This window comes from Intrasporangium sp. (genome assembly GCF_039812505.1).
Classification (GTDB): Bacteria; Actinomycetota; Actinomycetes; order Actinomycetales; family Dermatophilaceae; genus Intrasporangium_A.
The window spans coordinates 62232-76604 of sequence record NZ_JBDIAQ010000003.1; the positions used below are offsets into that span (position 1 = coordinate 62232).

A 14373-nucleotide genomic window follows, 5' to 3' on the forward strand; every position below is an offset into this window, starting at 1 on the left:
ACGCTTGCATGTCATGGCATCACAGGCGCTGCCCGTCTCCGTCGACGACGTCCTGGCCGCCCGGCGGCTGCTCGAGGGTGTGGTCCGGCCGACCCCCCTGGAGCACAGCCGTGGCCTGAGCGAGCGTGTCGGCGCCGAGACCTACCTCAAGTGCGAGAACCTCCAGCGCGCCGGGTCGTTCAAGATCCGCGGCGCCTACAACCGCATGGCCCGGCTCAGCGACGCGGAGAAGGCCCGCGGCGTGGTCTGCGCCAGCGCGGGCAACCACGCCCAGGGCGTCGCGCTCGCCGCCCAGCTGCTGGGCCTGAAGGCGACCGTGTTCATGCCCGTCGGCGCCCCCCTGCCCAAGCTGCAGGCCACCCGGGGCTACGGCGCGCAGGTCGAGCTGTACGGCACGACCATCGACGACTGCCTCGTGAAGGCCAAGGAGTTCGAGCAGACCACCGGCGCCGTGCTGATCCACCCGTTCGACCACGCCCACATCGTCGCCGGGGCGGGCACCTGCGGCCTCGAGATCCTCGAGCAGTGCCCCGACGTGCGGACCGTCATCGTCGGGACCGGCGGCGGCGGGCTGATCTCCGGCATCGCGACCGTGGTCAAGGCCCACCGGCCCGAGGTCACGGTCCTCGGGGTGCAGGCCGAACGCGCGGCGGCCTACCCGCCGTCGCTGGCCGCCGGCCACCCGGTGCCGCTGGCCAGGATGTCGACGATGGCCGACGGCATCGCCGTCGGGTGCCCCGGCGAGGTGCCCTACGCGATCGTCAGCCACCTGGTCGACGGCATCCGCACGGTCACCGAGGAGCAGTTCTCGCGGGCCGTGCTCTACCTGCTCGAGCGGGCCAAGCTCGTCGCCGAGCCGGCTGGGGCCGCCAGTGTGGCCGCGCTGCTCGACGCCGGCAAGGGCGCCTTCGAGGGCCCCGTGGTGGCCGTGTTGTCCGGCGGCAACATCGACCCGCTGCTGCTGCTGCGCATCATCCGGCACGGCCTGACCGCGGCCGGTCGCTACCTGCAGTTCCGGGTCCGGGTGCCGGACCGGCCCGGCTCCCTGGCGGCCCTGCTCGACCACCTCGCCAAGGCCGAGGCCAACGTGCTGGAGATCGAGCACGTGCGCACCGTCGTCCCGCTCGGCATCGACGAGGTCGAGATCGGGGTGCGCGTGGAGACCAAGGGTGCCGAGCACGCCGCCGCGGTGATCGCGGACCTGCAGGCCCAGGGGTTCGACCCCCATCTCGACTGAGGCGAGCCGCCAGGCCGACGCGGTGCTCCCCCGGATCAGCGCCACCCGCTACGTGACCCCGCTGCGGGAGGGCGGCTCGCTGCCGGGCATCGTGGAGGCGAGCGACTGCGGCACCTACGTGCTGAAGTTCCGGGGGGCCGGGCAGGGCCTGAAGGTGCTCGTCGCCGAGGTCGTCGTCGCCCGCCTCGCCCGGCTCGTGCAGGTCGCCGTCCCCGACCTCGCCGTCGTCGAGCTGGACGAGCGGATCGCCCGGTACGAGGCGGACGAGGAGGTGCAGGACCTGCTGACCGCCTCGGTCGGCACCAACCTCGGGGTCGACTTCCTGCCCGGCGCGTTCGGCTACGACGGGTCCCGGCCACCCTCGGCCGACCTGGCCGAACGGATCGTCTGGCTCGACGCGCTGACCGCGAACGTCGACCGGACCTGGTCCAACCCGAACCTGCTGGTGTGGCACGGCCGGACCTATGCGATCGACCACGGCGCCGCGCTCTACTTCCACCACTCGTGGCCGAGCCGGCCCCCGGACCCGGACCGGTTCGCCGCCCAGCCGTTCGACGCGAGCCGGCACGTGCTGCGCGACGTCGCCGGCGACGTGGCGGCCCGGCACGCCGACCTGTCCGCGCAGCTGACCCCGGCCGCGGTTCGCGCGGCCGTCGGGGCGGTCCCGGACGGCTGGCTCGAGCCGACGCCCTGGCTCACGGACCCCGCGGCGGTGCGAGCGGCATACGTGACGATGCTGCTGACCCGCCTGCAGGACCCGCACGCCTGGCTGCCGGGAGGCCCGCGGTGAAGGCCTACGAGTACGTCGTGCTGCGGTTCGTCCCGCGCGTGGACCGCGAGGAGTTCGTCAACGTCGGCATCGTGCTGCACAGCCAGGACGCCGGCTTCCTCGACGCCCGCTGGGAGGTCGACGAGCAGCGCCTGGGCGCCTTCGCGCCGGGCTGCGACCTGGCGGCGGTGCGGGCCGCGCTCGAGCGCATCCGGGCGGTGTGCCGAGGACAGATCGGCCGGGGCCTGCCGACCTTGGAACGGCCGGGACAGCGCTTCGGCTGGATCGCCGCGCCACGGTCGACGGTGGTCCAGCCCGGGCCCGTGCACGGCGGGGTGACCGAGGACCCGGCGCGCGAGATCGAGCGGCTGCTGGAGCGCTACGTCGGACCGGAGCGGCCGTCGGGCGGTCCCGGGCTTACCATCGGGTGACATGCGGAGGTGCGGTGATGAGCAGACGCGGCGAGCACCACACCCGGCCGGACCGGTTGTCGGGTGACCAGTTCGCCCTGCTCTTCACCTTCCGGCGGGCGATGCTGCAGTTCACGAAGTGGAGCGAGCAGCGGGTGCGCAAGGCCGGCCTCACCCCGCAGCAGTACCTGCTGCTGCTCGCCGTGCGGGCCCGCACCGCCGACTCGCCGCCGAGCGTCGGCGACCTGGCCGGCGAGCTGCTGATCCGGCCCAACAGCGCGATCGAGCTGGTCAACCGGGCCGAGTCGCTCGGCCTCGTCAGCCGGCAGCGGGACACTCGTGACCAGCGGGTCGTGCGGGTGACCCTCACCGGCAAGGCCCACCAGATGCTCGACGGGCTCGCCGCCGCGCACCTGGCCGAGCTCGAGCGCGCGGCCGAGTCCCTCAGCATCTCCGAGGACTTTCTCACCACTCTCTCAGCGAAGTACCTCGGCGCCGGCGATACGCAAACCGGGCAGTGATCGACCGCGATTTGCGGGTATAACCTCGAGATAGATCGCATCCCGATGTAATCACGTCTGGATGTGGTGGCATCCCGATGTAATGGTCGCGGCCCCGACACGGCCGTGGTCGGAGCGGAGGCGCAGTGTCGGTTCTGGAGACCATCAGCGGCCCGGAGGACCTCGGCAGGCTCGACCCGGAGGAGCTGGCTCGGCTGGCGGCGGAGATCCGCCAGGTCCTGGTCGAGACCGTCTGTTCCACCGGGGGCCATCTCGGCCCCAACCTCGGCGTGGTCGAGCTGACGATCGCGCTGCACCGCGTGTTCGACTCGCCGCGCACCCCGATCGTCTTCGACACCGGGCACCAGTCGTACGTGCACAAGCTGCTGACCGGGCGGCTGCCCGGCTTCGCCTCGCTGCGCCAGGCCGGTGGGCTGTCCGGCTACCCCAAGCGGTCCGAGTCGGCGCACGACCTGGTGGAGAACTCGCACGCCTCGACCGCGCTGGCCTACGCCGACGGGCTGAGCCGGGCGATCGCCGGCCGCGGCGGCACCGAGCCGGTGGTGGCGGTGATCGGCGACGGGGCGCTGACCGGCGGGCTGGCCTGGGAGGGTCTGAACAACATCGGCTCGTCCGGGCGGCGCGTCGTGGTGGTGCTCAACGACAACGACCGCTCCTACGCCCCGACCGTCGGCGGGCTGCCCGAGCACCTGGGCCGACTCCGGGACCGGACCGGCTACGCGGGCATCGTGGCCCGGCTCGGTGGCGCCGGCGCGCCGGGCCCGGACGGTGCGTCCGGTCCTGCCCACCGGTCGCGCGCCGCGTCCGGGGTGAGCCTGTTCCAGTCGATGGGCCTGGACTACCTCGGCCCGGTCGACGGGCACGACCTGACCGCCCTCGAGAGCGCCCTGGGCCGGGCGCGGGCGCACGAGCGCCCGGTCGTGGTGCACGTGCGCACCGAGAAGGGGCACGGCTACCTGCCCGCCGTGCTGGACGAGGCCGACCACCTGCACGCGGTCGGCGTGATCGACCCGGCCACGGGCGCGCCGCGCAAGCCCGCCGCCCGGACCTGGACCGACGTGTTCGGGGCCGCTCTGGCCGACCTGGCCGAGCGGCGGCCGGACATCGTCGCGATCAGCGCGGCCATGGTCGGGCCCACCGGGCTGCGCACGCTGGCCGCGCGCCACCCGGAGCGCTGCGTCGACGTCGGCATCGCCGAGCAGCAGGCGCTGGTCAGCGCCAGCGGGATGGCGATGGGCGGGCTGCACCCGGTCGTGGCGCTCTACTCGACGTTCATGCACCGCGCGTTCGACCAGACCCTGATGGACGCGGGCCTGCACGGGCTGCCGGTCACGCTCGTGCTGGACCGGGCCGGCATCACCGGACCCGACGGCCCGAGCCACCACGGGCTGTGGGACCTGACCCTGCTGGGGGCCGTGCCCGGGATGCGCGTCGCGGCCCCACGCGACGCCGCCTCGCTGGTCGAGGAGCTCGGCGAGGCCGTGGCGCACGTCGGGCCGAGCGCGCTGCGCTTCCCCAAGGCCGCTGCCGCCGACGCGCTGCCGGCGCTCGACCGGATCGCCGGGATGGACCTGCTGCGCCGCGCCCCCGACCCGCACGTGCTGCTGCTGGCGGTCGGTGCGCTGGCCGGCGCCGCGGTGGCGGCCGCCGACCGGCTGCTGGCCGACGGGGTGCGCTGCACGGTGCTGGACCCGCGCTGGGTGCTGCCGGTCAACGCGGCCCTGCCCGACCTGGCCGCCGAGCACGACCTGGTCGTGACCGTCGAGGACGGCCTGCGCGGCGCCGGGGTCGGGGCCCGGGTCGCCCGCGCGGTCGCGGACGCGGACGTCGAGACGCCCGTGCGCGTGCTCGGGGTGCCGGACCAGTATGTCGCCCACGGCACCCGCGCGAGCATCCTGCACGACTTCGGCCTGGACGCCGACGGGGTCGCCACCACGGTCGCGACGGCACTGGCCGGCACGACCGGGGTGGGCGGCATACGCCACCGGGTCGCGGCCGGCCGGCGCGTCCGGAAGCCGGCGTGAGGTCGCGATGAGCACCGCCATGCACGCTGCCGAGGCCGGCGAGAACTTCCCCGTCGCGCTGCGGGTGCTGCCCGCCCGGGTGCGCCGCGAGCTGCACGCCACCTACCGGTACGCCCGGTACGTCGACGACCTCGGCGACGAGTTCGCCGGCGACCGCACCGCCGCGCTCAGGCAGGTCGCGGAGCAGGTCCGCAGCCTCTACGCGGGTGGCCGCGTCACCGACCCGGTCGTGGCCGGTATGGCGCCGCTGGTGACCCGGGCCGGGGTGCCGGCCCACTGCCTGCTGCGGCTCGTCGAGGCGAACCTGCGCGACCAGGGCGTGGCCCGGTGCCACGACTTCGCCGAGCTGCTCGACTACTGCCGCCTCTCGGCCAACCCGGTCGGCGAGATCGTGCTGGCCGTCTTCGGGGTGGCCACCCCCGACCGGGTCGAGCTGTCCGACCGGGTCTGCACGGCGCTGCAGCTGCTCGAGCACTGGCAGGACATCGGCGAGGACCATGCCCGCGGGCGGGTCTACCTGCCGAAGGAGGACCTCGACCGGTTCGGCGTCACCGAACCGGAGCTCGGCGCCGACCGCGCGAGCCCGGCGCTGCGGCGGCTGGTCGCCTTCGAGACCGAGCGGGCCGCCGCCTGGCTCGGCGCGGGGGCCCCGCTGGTGTCGACGCTGCGCGGGTGGGCCCGGCTGGCGGTCTCGGGCTACGTGGCCGGGGGTCGTGCGGCGGCCGCCCGGATCCGGCGGGCCGGCTACGACACGCTGGCCGGCGAGGTCAAGCCGACCCGGTCGGACATCGCGACCGCCTGGGCCGATGGGTGGCTGAGGAGGGCCGGATGAACGTCACGACCGCCTACGAGCGCTGCGAGCAGATCACCCGCACCGAGGCGCGCAACTTCTCCTACGGGATCCGGCTGCTGCCGCGCCGGCAGCGTCAGGCGCTGTCCGCCGTATACGCCACGGCCCGGCGGATCGACGACATCGGCGACGGCGACGGCCCCTGCGCGCAGCGGCAGGCGGAGCTCGAGTCGCTCCGGACGCGGCTGGACGCGGTCGCGGGACGACGCGCCCGCCCCGACCGAGCCAGCCGCCCGCGCCCCCCTGCGCCGACGCAGGACGACCCCGTCCTGACCGCGCTCGCCGACGCCGCCGCCCACCTGCCGATCCCGCTCGACGCCTTCGACGACCTCATCGACGGCTGCCTGGCCGACGTCGAGGGCCGCCACTACGAGACGTTCGAGCAGGTCGTCGGCTACTGCCGCCACGTCGCGGGCTCCGTCGGCCGGCTCTCGGTCGGCGTCTACGACCCCGCCCGGCTCGCTGCCGCCGAGCCGCTGGCCGACGACCTCGGTGTCGCGCTGCAGCTGACGAACATCCTGCGCGACCTGCGCGAGGACCGGCTCATGGGCCGGGTCTACCTGCCGCAGGAGGACCTCGACCGGCACGGGTGCACCCTCACGATCGGCGCCGACGGGACGATCACCGACCCGCCGGAGCGGTTCGACGCGCTGGTGCGCTTCCAGGCGCAGCGGGCCGAGGCGTGGTACGCGCGCGGGCTGACCCTGCTGCCCCTGCTCGACCGGCGCAGCGCCGCCTGCACGGCAGCGATGGCCGGCATCTACCACCGCCTGCTCGGACACATCGCGGCCGACCCGGGCGCGGTGCGCGGCCGGCGGCTGTCGCTCTCGACCCCGGCCAAGGTGTCCGTCGCGGTGCACGCGATCGTGCGGAGGGCCGCATGAGCGACCGACCGGTGATCGTCATCGGCGGCGGGCTGGCCGGGATCACCGCCGCGCTGGACCTTGCCGGGGCGGGTCGCCAGGTCCTGCTGCTCGAGGCGCGACCGCGCCTCGGCGGCAGGGCCGCCTCCGCCCGGCGTGACGGGCGTCCGCTCGACACCGGCGTGCACGTCATCCTGCGCTGCTACCAGCAGTACCGGTCGCTGCTGCGTCGGCTCGGCGTCGAGCACCTCGTCCCGATCCAGGACCGCCTCGACATCACCGTCCTGCGACCCGACGGGGACCGCGCGCGACTGACCCGGGCGCGGCGCGGCCCGGCGCCGCTGCACCTGCTCCCCGCCCTGCTGCGGTATGCCGCCCTCCCGCCGGCCGCGCGCCTGTCGGCCGCCACCGCGGCGGCGGCGCTGCGCCGGGTCGACCCGGACGACCCCCGCGCCGACCTCGAGTCCTTCGGGTCGTGGCTCGCGCGCCACGGCCAGACCCGGCTGTCCGCCGAGCGGCTGTGGGGGCTGGTGTCCACGGCCGCGCTGAACCTCCCACCGGCAGAGGCATCCCTCGGCCTCGCCGCCCGCGTCTTCCGCACCGGCCTGCTCGACGGGGTCGACTCCGGCGACATCGGCATCCCCGTGGCCCCACTTGCCGCGCTGCACGAGGAGCCCACCCGTCAGGCGCTCCTCGCGGCCGGGGCCCGGGTCACCCTCGGGTGCAAGGCGCTCGGGATCTCCCGGGACACCTCGGGCCTGACCGTCACGGTGCGCGAACGGGCCGGTGCACCGCACCCCGTCGAGGCCGAGTCGGTCGTCCTGGCCGTGCCGCACGACCACGCCGCGGAGCTCGTGCCGGCCGACGCGGCGCCCGACGCCGCCGACTGGCTCGGCCTCGGGCACTCGGCGATCGTGAACGTGCACCTGGTCCTGGACCGCCCGGTCCTGCCGGTCCCCTTCGCGGCGGTGCCCCAGAGCCCGCTCCAGTGGGTCTTCGACCGGACCGCGCCGAGTGGACGCGAGGGCACCGGCACGCAGTACCTCGTCTGCTCGGTATCGGCCGCCGACACCGCCGTCCGCACCCGTGCCGAGGACCTGGTCCGGCTGCACCTGTCCGAGCTGCGCCGCCACCTGCCGGAGGCCCGGCGCGCGGCGCTGCTGGACGGGTTCGTGACCCGGGAGCCGCAGGCCACCTTCCGGCAGGGCCCCGGCAGCCGGCAGTGGCGCCCCGGACCGGCGACCCGCTGGGACGAGCTGGCCCTCGCGGGCGCATGGACCGTGCCCGGCTGGCCCGACACCCTCGAGGCCGCCGTCCGCAGCGGGCACGCGGCGGCCGACCTGCTCGCCGGCGCGGACCGAGGCGGCGCGAGCCGCGCCGGCCAGGCGAGACGGCCGGCGCGCACTCCCCTGCACCAGCACGATGACCGACACGAGATGGAGGTGACGTCATGACCAGCGTCATGACCGACAGCGTGGGCACCGCCCGGACCGCGACCGTCGAGCTGCTGCGCTCCGCGCTCGACCGGCTCGACCCGCACATGCGCCACGTGTGCGGCTACCACCTCGGCTTCTGGGACACCGACGGCACCCCGAGCACCCCGGGCGGCAAGGGCGTGCGCCCCGAGCTGGTCCTGCTCGGCACCGCCGCGGCGGGCCGCGACCCGCTGGAGGCCGTACCGGCCGCGGTGGCCGTCGAGCTGGTGCACAACTTCTCGCTCGTGCACGACGACGTCATGGACGGCGACGAGCTGCGCCGGCACCGCACCACGGTGTGGGCCGCCTTCGGGCTGTCCACCGCCATCCTCGCCGGTGACGCGATGCTCGCCCTGGCCGGGGAGATCCTCGGCGCGGCCCCCTCGCCCACGGTCGGGTACGCCGTGCAGGCGCTGACCGCGACGACCCGGCGGCTGATCGCCGGGCAGACCGCCGACCTGGCCCTGGAGACCCGCCCCGACGTGACGGTGGCCGAGTGCCTGCGGATGGAGGCCGACAAGACCGGCGCCCTGCTGGCCTGCTCGTGCTCGATCGGCCCCATGCTGACCGACGCCCCGGCGAGCAGCGCCGCGGCCCTGGCCGAGTTCGGGGAACGGGTCGGCCTGGCCTTCCAGCTGGACGACGACCTGCTGGGCATCTGGGGCGCCCCGGAGCACACCGGCAAGCCGGTCCTGTCCGACCTGCGCTCGCGCAAGAAGTCGGCACCTGTCGTGGCCGCCCTGACCTCCGGCACGACCGCCGGCGATGCGCTGCAGGCGCTCTACCGGCAGGAGGCGCCCCTCGACGAGGACGAGCTGTACAAGGCGGCCGCCCTCGTCGAGGAGGCGGGCGGGCGCACCTGGGCCGAGCACCGCGCCGCCGCCGAGCTCGACGCGGCGCTGGGCATCCTGGCGGACGCGTTCGCCGGGGACGAACGCGCGATCCCGTTGTCGGACATGGCGGTCCGCCTCGCCGGCCGGGACCGCTGAGAGGAGCCCGGGATGACCATGCAAGCCGACCGGGACACGACGGCCGGGCCGTCCGGCAGGTCGGCCGACCGCGCCGCACTCGAGCGGGCGGTGGGCCGCCTGCGCGCCCTCCAGCACCCCGACGGGTGGTGGAAGGGAGAGCTCGAGACCAACGTCACGATGGAGGCCGAGGACCTGCTCATGCGCGAGTTCCTCGGCATCCGGGGGGCGCGCGAGACCGAGTGGACCGCCCGCTGGATCCGGGGCCGGCAACGCCCGGACGGCTCGTGGGCCACCTTCCACGGCGGACCGGCCGACCTGTCCACGACGGTCGAGGCCTACCTCGCGCTGCGCCTGGCCGGGGACGCCCCGGAGGCGCCGCACCTGGTCCGCGCCCGCGAGGTGGTCCACTCGCTCGGCGGGGTGGAGCGCTCGCGCGTCTTCACCCGGATCTGGCTCGCGCTGGTCGGGCTCTGGCCGTGGGACCGGCTGCCCGCGGTGCCGGTGGAGCAGATCCTGCTGCCGGACCGGTTCCCGCTGTCCGTCTACGACTTCGCCTGCTGGGCCCGCCAGACGATCGTGCCCATCGCGGTGCTGTTCGCCCTGCGGCCCGCCGTCCCGCTCGGCCTCACCATCGACGAGCTGTATGCCGCCCACCCGGGCACCTCGGGGACGTCGGCTCCCGACGGGGCGGGCTCGGCGGCATCCGAACCCGCGCCGCGGCGGCCGGCCCGCACCCTGTTCGAGCGGGGGCTGGGCGGCGCGCTACGCGCCTTCGACACCCACCACCCGGGCAGGCTGCGCCGGCTGGCGCTGCGCCGCGCCGAGACGTGGATCGTCGAGCGCCAGGAGGCCGACGGCTCGTGGGGCGGGATCCAGCCGCCGTGGGTCTACTCGCTGATGGCGCTGCACGCGCTGGGCCGCCCGGTCGACGACCCGGTGATGCGGCTCGGGCTCGAGGGCTGGGAGCGGTTCACCGTCGAGGAGCCGGGCCCGGACGGTCCGGTGCGGCGCCTCGAGGCGTGCCAGTCCCCGGTGTGGGACACCGCCCTGGCGCTGGTCGCGCTCGGCGACGCCGGGCTGGCCAAGGACGACCCGATGGTCGCGCGGGCGGTGGACTGGCTGGCCGGCGAGGAGATCGCGGTCCGCGGCGACTGGGCGGTGCGCCGGCCCGACCTGGCCCCGGGCGGCTGGGCCTTCGAGTTCGACAACGACCTGTACCCCGACGTCGACGACACCGCCGAGGTCGTGCTCGGCCTGCACCGGGTCGGTGCGGCGGACCGCCCCGGTGTGGGACGTGGCATCGACTGGGTGCTGGGCATGCAGTGCCGGGACGGCGGGTGGGCCGCGTTCGACGCCGAGAACACCAGCACACTGCCGGCCGCCCTGCCGTTCTGCGACTTCGGGGCGGTCACCGACCCGCCCAGCGCCGACGTCACCGCGCACGTCGTCGAGATGCTGGCCCTGACCGGCCGCGGCCACACCGCGGCGGCCTGCGCCGGCCGGGACTGGCTGCTGCGGGCCCAGGAGCCGGACGGCTCGTGGTTCGGGCGATGGGGCGCCAACCACGTCTACGGCACCGGCGCGGCGCTGCCCGCCCTCATCGCCGTCGGCGTACGGCGCTACGAGCAGCCGATCCGGCGCGGTGTCGCCTGGCTCGAGGAGGCCCAGAACGCCGACGGCGGCTGGGGCGAGGACCTGCGCTCCTACCGCGACGAGTCGCAACGCGGGCGCGGCGCCTCCACCGCGTCGCAGACCGCCTGGGCCCTGCTCGGGCTGCTGGCCGCCGGGGACTCCGGCTCCAGCGCCGTCCGCCGCGGCATCCGCTGGCTGGTCGAGCACCAGCTCGCCGACGGCGGGTGGGACGAGCCGCAGTACACCGGCACCGGCTTCCCCGGCGACTTCTACATCAACTACCACCTCTACCGGCTGGTGTTCCCGGTCAGCGCGTTGGCACGGTACCTGCGGAGCGGGTCATGACCGGCACCCTGCTGGTGTGCGCCCCGTCCGGGCGCGAGGCCACGCACCTGCGGCAGGCACCGGCCGCGCCCGCGGTGGCGCGCACCGGGGTCGGGCCGCTGGCCTCGGCGCGAGCGGCGGCCAGCCCCCGGGTCCGGCACGCGGACGCGCTGGCGGTGGTCGGCATCGGCGCCGGTGTGGCCGCGGGGCTGGCCCCGGGTGACGTCGTGGTGGCCTCGGAGGTCCGGCCGCCGCACGGCGCGGCGCTGCCCTGCTCCAGCGCCCCGCTGCTCGCGCATGCGCTGCGCCGGCAGGGGCTGCCGGTGCACGTCGGGCCGGTGGCCAGCGTCACGCACGTGGTGACCAACCGGGACCGCCGGGCCCTGGCCGCGACGGGGGTGCTCGCCGCCGACATGGAGTCGGTGTGGCTGCTGCGCCCGGCGCAGGCGGGGGCCCGGGCGGTCGTGCGGGTGGTCGCGGACCCGGCCGGTGAGCCGCTGCTGCGTCCCGGCACCCTGGCGCACGTCCGGCGGGCGCTGGCAACCCTGCCCGAGCTCGCGCCGGCGCTGACCGCCTGGGGCGCCGCGGCCGGCCCGCACCGGGTGCTGCTGGCCGGGCCGCGGTCCTTCTGCGCCGGCGTGGTGCGTGCCATCGAGGTCGTCGACCGGGCCCTGGACCAGCGCGGCGCCCCGGTCTACGTGCGCAAGCAGATCGTGCACAACAGCCACGTGGTGCGCCGGCTGCAGGAGCGCGGGGCGGTCTTCGTCGACGAGCTCGACGAGGTGCCGGCCGGCGCCACGGTGATCTTCTCCGCCCACGGAGTGGCGCCGCAGGTGCGGGCGCAGGCGAACCGGCGCGGGCTGCAGGTAATCGATGCGACCTGCCCGCTGGTGGCCAAGGTGCACGCCGAGGTGCGCCGGTTCGCCGACGGCGGCGACACGGTCATCCTCATCGGTCACCACGGGCACGAGGAGGCCGTCGGCACGATGGGCGAGCGGCCCGGCGCCACCGTGCTCGTTCAGGATCGCGACGAGGCCGAGCGGGTGCAGGTGCCCGACCCGACGCGGGTCAGCTACCTGGTGCAGACCACGCTCGCGGCCGACGAGGTGAGCGGCATAGTGCAGGTGCTGGCCCGACGCTTCCCGCACCTGCAGGCGCCCCCCTCCGAGGACATCTGCTACGCCACCACCAACCGGCAGCTCGCCCTGCGCGCGGTGACCGGGCAGGCGCAGCTGGTGCTGGTGGTGGGCTCGGCCAACTCCTCGAACTCACAGCGTCTGGTGGAGACGGCGCGCCGCTGCGGCGTGCCCGCCCACCTCATCGACGACGTCGGCGGCCTCGACCTGGGGTGGCTCGCCGGCGTTGCGACGGTCGGACTCACGGCCGGCGCCTCGGCCCCCCAGGAACTCGTCGACGAGGTCGTCACCGCGATCGGGGGCCTCGGCCCCCTGCAGGTGCACGAGGCACGACTCGTCGAGGAGAACGTCCATTTCAACGTGCCCAAGGAGGTACGAACGTCATGACGATGCCACTTCGGCAGAGCGTCAGGATCGCCGCCTATCTGGCGGCCCAGAAGCTGCGCCACCGGGACAAGTTCCCCCTCCTCCTGGAACTGGAGCCCCTGTTCGCCTGCAACCTGGCCTGTGCGGGCTGTGGCAAGATCCAGCAGCCGGCCGACCAGCTGCGGCGCCGGATGCCGGTCGAGCAGGCCCTCGCGGCCGTCGAGGAGTGCGGCGCCCCGATGGTCTCGATCGCCGGCGGCGAGCCGCTCATGCACCCCCAGATCGACAAGATCGCCAACGAGCTGGTGGCGCGCAAGAAGTTCGTCTTCCTGTGCACCAACGCGACGCTGCTGCGCAAGTGGTGGGACCGGTTCGAGTTCAAGCCCTCGCCCTACTTCGCCTTCACGATCCACATCGACGGGCTGCGCGAGCGGCACGACGAGTCGGTGCAGCGCGAGGGTGTCTTCGACGAGGCCGTCGAGGCGGTGCGCTGGCTGAAGGAACGCGGGTTCCGGGTCACCTCGAACAGCACGTTCTTCACGACCGACAGCCCCCAGTCGGTCATCGACGTGCTGAACTACCTCAACGACGACCTCCAGGTCGACGAGATGATGATCTCGCCCGCCTACGCCTACGAGAAGGCCCCCGACCAGGAGCACTTCCTCGGCGTGCAGGAGACCCGCGAGCTGTTCCACAAGGTCTTCGCCGACGGCCGGCGCAAGAAGTGGCGCCTGAACCACTCACCGCTCTTCCTCGACTTCCTCGAGGGCAAGGTGGACTTCCCGTGCACGGCGTGGGGGATCCCGAGCTACTCGCTCTACGGCTGGCAGCGGCCCTGCTATCTGCTGAACGACGGCTACACGAAGACCTACAAGGAGCTGGTCGAGACGACCGACTGGGACAGCTACGGCCGCGGCCGCGACCCGCGCTGCGCGAACTGTATGGCGCACTGCGGCTACGAACCGACGGCGGTCCTGGCCACGATGGGCTCGCTCAAGCAGTCGCTGCGCGCGATGCACCCGTAACCCGTCGGCCGGGCGCTTCGGCCCGGAGGGGGGTTGTCGGATGATGCCTGACACTCCTCTCGTGGGCGAGAATGCGGGATGGCGTCATCTCCCGACCGGCTGGCCGCTGCGGAGCCGGGCTCACGGCGGGGTCCGGTTCGTCGCTGGGTCCGTGACCATCCGGCCGACATCGTCGACCTGTTCGTCTACGTCGTCGTGCTCAACCTCGCCATCGAGTACCTCCCTGCGGTCATCAGCGAGGGCTTCACCCTCTCGCTGCTGACGGCGGTCCTGCTGAAGGTCACGCTGGAGATCGTCCGGTTCCTCAAGGGTCGTATCGTGGCCCGGTTCCGGGTGGCTGCCACGCCGGGACCCAAGGTGGCGGCGGCGCTGGCGTTGTGGGTGGTGGCCGCCGGGAGCAAGTTCGTGGTGCTCGAGCTCGTGGCGCTGTTCTTCGGCGACTCGGTGAGCCTGGGCGGGTTCATCCCGGTCACGCTTCTCGTCGTCGTCCTGCTCCTGTCACGGAGTGCGGTGCGGCTCCTGCTGATCGACCCGGCAGCGGGCGCCTCCTGACGCGGGGGTCCGGTCGCACGTCATGTCACCAGTCATGTCGCAGCCTCGTCCAGTCGCACGTCATGTCGCCAGTCATGTCGCAGCCCTCGTCCGGCCGCACGTCATGTCGCCAGTCATGTCGCAGCCTCGCGTTGGTGCCGGGCTCAGGCTGCGCGACCCGTGCGACATGACGCGCGACGAGACCAAGTCGCCCCAGCCCAGTCGCCCCAGCCAAGTCG

Annotated in this window: 13 protein-coding genes; all 13 read left to right on the forward strand. The window is 74.6% G+C overall.

Going from position 1 to position 14373, the window contains the following annotated elements; translation table 11 throughout:
• Window positions 1-13: 13 nt before the first annotated feature.
• Window positions 14-1237: a threonine ammonia-lyase gene (gene ilvA / locus WMI84_RS01085; RefSeq protein WP_347350140.1), complete on the forward strand. Its 1224-nt coding sequence runs from the start codon at window positions 14-16 to the stop codon at window positions 1235-1237.
• A 22-nt stretch (window positions 1238-1259) separates the two neighbouring features.
• A complete protein-coding gene (locus WMI84_RS01090) occupies window positions 1260-2027 on the forward strand; it encodes a HipA family kinase (RefSeq protein WP_347350141.1) in 768 nt (255 codons plus the stop codon).
• A complete protein-coding gene (locus tag WMI84_RS01095; RefSeq protein ID WP_347350142.1) occupies window positions 2024-2437 on the forward strand; it encodes a DUF3037 domain-containing protein in 414 nt (137 codons plus the stop codon). The genes WMI84_RS01090 and WMI84_RS01095 overlap by 4 nt, the downstream gene beginning before the upstream one ends.
• A gap of 17 nt (window positions 2438-2454) precedes the next feature.
• Window positions 2455-2937 (forward strand): MarR family transcriptional regulator, encoded by a 483-nt coding sequence (locus tag WMI84_RS01100; RefSeq protein WP_347350143.1) that lies wholly within the window; start codon window positions 2455-2457, stop codon window positions 2935-2937.
• Window positions 2938-3062: 125 nt separating this feature from the next.
• On the forward strand, window positions 3063-4961 hold the full coding sequence (gene dxs, locus WMI84_RS01105) for a 1-deoxy-D-xylulose-5-phosphate synthase (protein WP_347350144.1): 1899 nt from the start codon (window positions 3063-3065) through the stop codon (window positions 4959-4961).
• 19 nt (window positions 4962-4980) lie between these two features.
• Window positions 4981-5793: a squalene synthase HpnC gene (gene hpnC / locus WMI84_RS01110; protein ID WP_347350145.1), complete on the forward strand. Its 813-nt coding sequence runs from the start codon at window positions 4981-4983 to the stop codon at window positions 5791-5793.
• On the forward strand, window positions 5790-6695 hold the full coding sequence (locus WMI84_RS01115; RefSeq protein ID WP_347350146.1) for a squalene/phytoene synthase family protein: 906 nt from the start codon (window positions 5790-5792) through the stop codon (window positions 6693-6695). Before hpnC ends, WMI84_RS01115 begins: the two co-directional genes overlap by 4 nt.
• Window positions 6692-8128: a hydroxysqualene dehydroxylase HpnE gene (gene hpnE / locus WMI84_RS01120; RefSeq protein WP_347350147.1), complete on the forward strand. Its 1437-nt coding sequence runs from the start codon at window positions 6692-6694 to the stop codon at window positions 8126-8128. Before WMI84_RS01115 ends, hpnE begins: the two co-directional genes overlap by 4 nt.
• Complete coding sequence (locus WMI84_RS01125; protein WP_347350148.1) at window positions 8125-9138, forward strand: polyprenyl synthetase family protein; 1014 nt, start codon at window positions 8125-8127, stop codon at window positions 9136-9138. The genes hpnE and WMI84_RS01125 overlap by 4 nt, the downstream gene beginning before the upstream one ends.
• A 12-nt stretch (window positions 9139-9150) precedes the next feature.
• Window positions 9151-11097: a squalene--hopene cyclase gene (gene shc, locus WMI84_RS01130; RefSeq protein ID WP_347350149.1), complete on the forward strand. Its 1947-nt coding sequence runs from the start codon at window positions 9151-9153 to the stop codon at window positions 11095-11097.
• Window positions 11094-12599 carry a 4-hydroxy-3-methylbut-2-enyl diphosphate reductase gene (gene ispH, locus WMI84_RS01135; protein ID WP_347350150.1) on the forward strand — a complete coding sequence of 502 codons (1506 nt, stop codon included), beginning with the start codon at window positions 11094-11096 and terminating at the stop codon, window positions 12597-12599. Before shc ends, ispH begins: the two co-directional genes overlap by 4 nt.
• Complete coding sequence (gene hpnH, locus WMI84_RS01140) at window positions 12596-13603, forward strand: adenosyl-hopene transferase HpnH (protein WP_347350151.1); 1008 nt, start codon at window positions 12596-12598, stop codon at window positions 13601-13603. The genes ispH and hpnH overlap by 4 nt, the downstream gene beginning before the upstream one ends.
• 78 nt (window positions 13604-13681) lie before the next feature.
• Entirely contained in the window at window positions 13682-14155 is a 474-nt protein-coding gene (locus tag WMI84_RS01145; protein WP_347350152.1) for a hypothetical protein, read from the forward strand.
• Window positions 14156-14373 lie beyond the last annotated feature (218 nt).

Coding starts and splice junctions, on each gene's coding strand:
- ilvA (WP_347350140.1), top strand. CDS start 14: ATGGCATCACAGGCGCTGCCCGTCTCCGTCGACGACGTCCTGGCCGCC.
- hpnE (WP_347350147.1), top strand. CDS start 6,692: ATGAGCGACCGACCGGTGATCGTCATCGGCGGCGGGCTGGCCGGGATC.
- WMI84_RS01100 (WP_347350143.1), top strand. CDS start 2,455: ATGAGCAGACGCGGCGAGCACCACACCCGGCCGGACCGGTTGTCGGGT.
- WMI84_RS01115 (WP_347350146.1), top strand. CDS start 5,790: ATGAACGTCACGACCGCCTACGAGCGCTGCGAGCAGATCACCCGCACC.
- shc (WP_347350149.1), top strand. CDS start 9,151: ATGACCATGCAAGCCGACCGGGACACGACGGCCGGGCCGTCCGGCAGG.
- ispH (WP_347350150.1), top strand. CDS start 11,094: ATGACCGGCACCCTGCTGGTGTGCGCCCCGTCCGGGCGCGAGGCCACG.
- hpnH (WP_347350151.1), top strand. CDS start 12,596: ATGACGATGCCACTTCGGCAGAGCGTCAGGATCGCCGCCTATCTGGCG.
- WMI84_RS01145 (WP_347350152.1), top strand. CDS start 13,682: ATGGCGTCATCTCCCGACCGGCTGGCCGCTGCGGAGCCGGGCTCACGG.
- WMI84_RS01125 (WP_347350148.1), top strand. CDS start 8,125: ATGACCAGCGTCATGACCGACAGCGTGGGCACCGCCCGGACCGCGACC.
- hpnC (WP_347350145.1), top strand. CDS start 4,981: ATGCACGCTGCCGAGGCCGGCGAGAACTTCCCCGTCGCGCTGCGGGTG.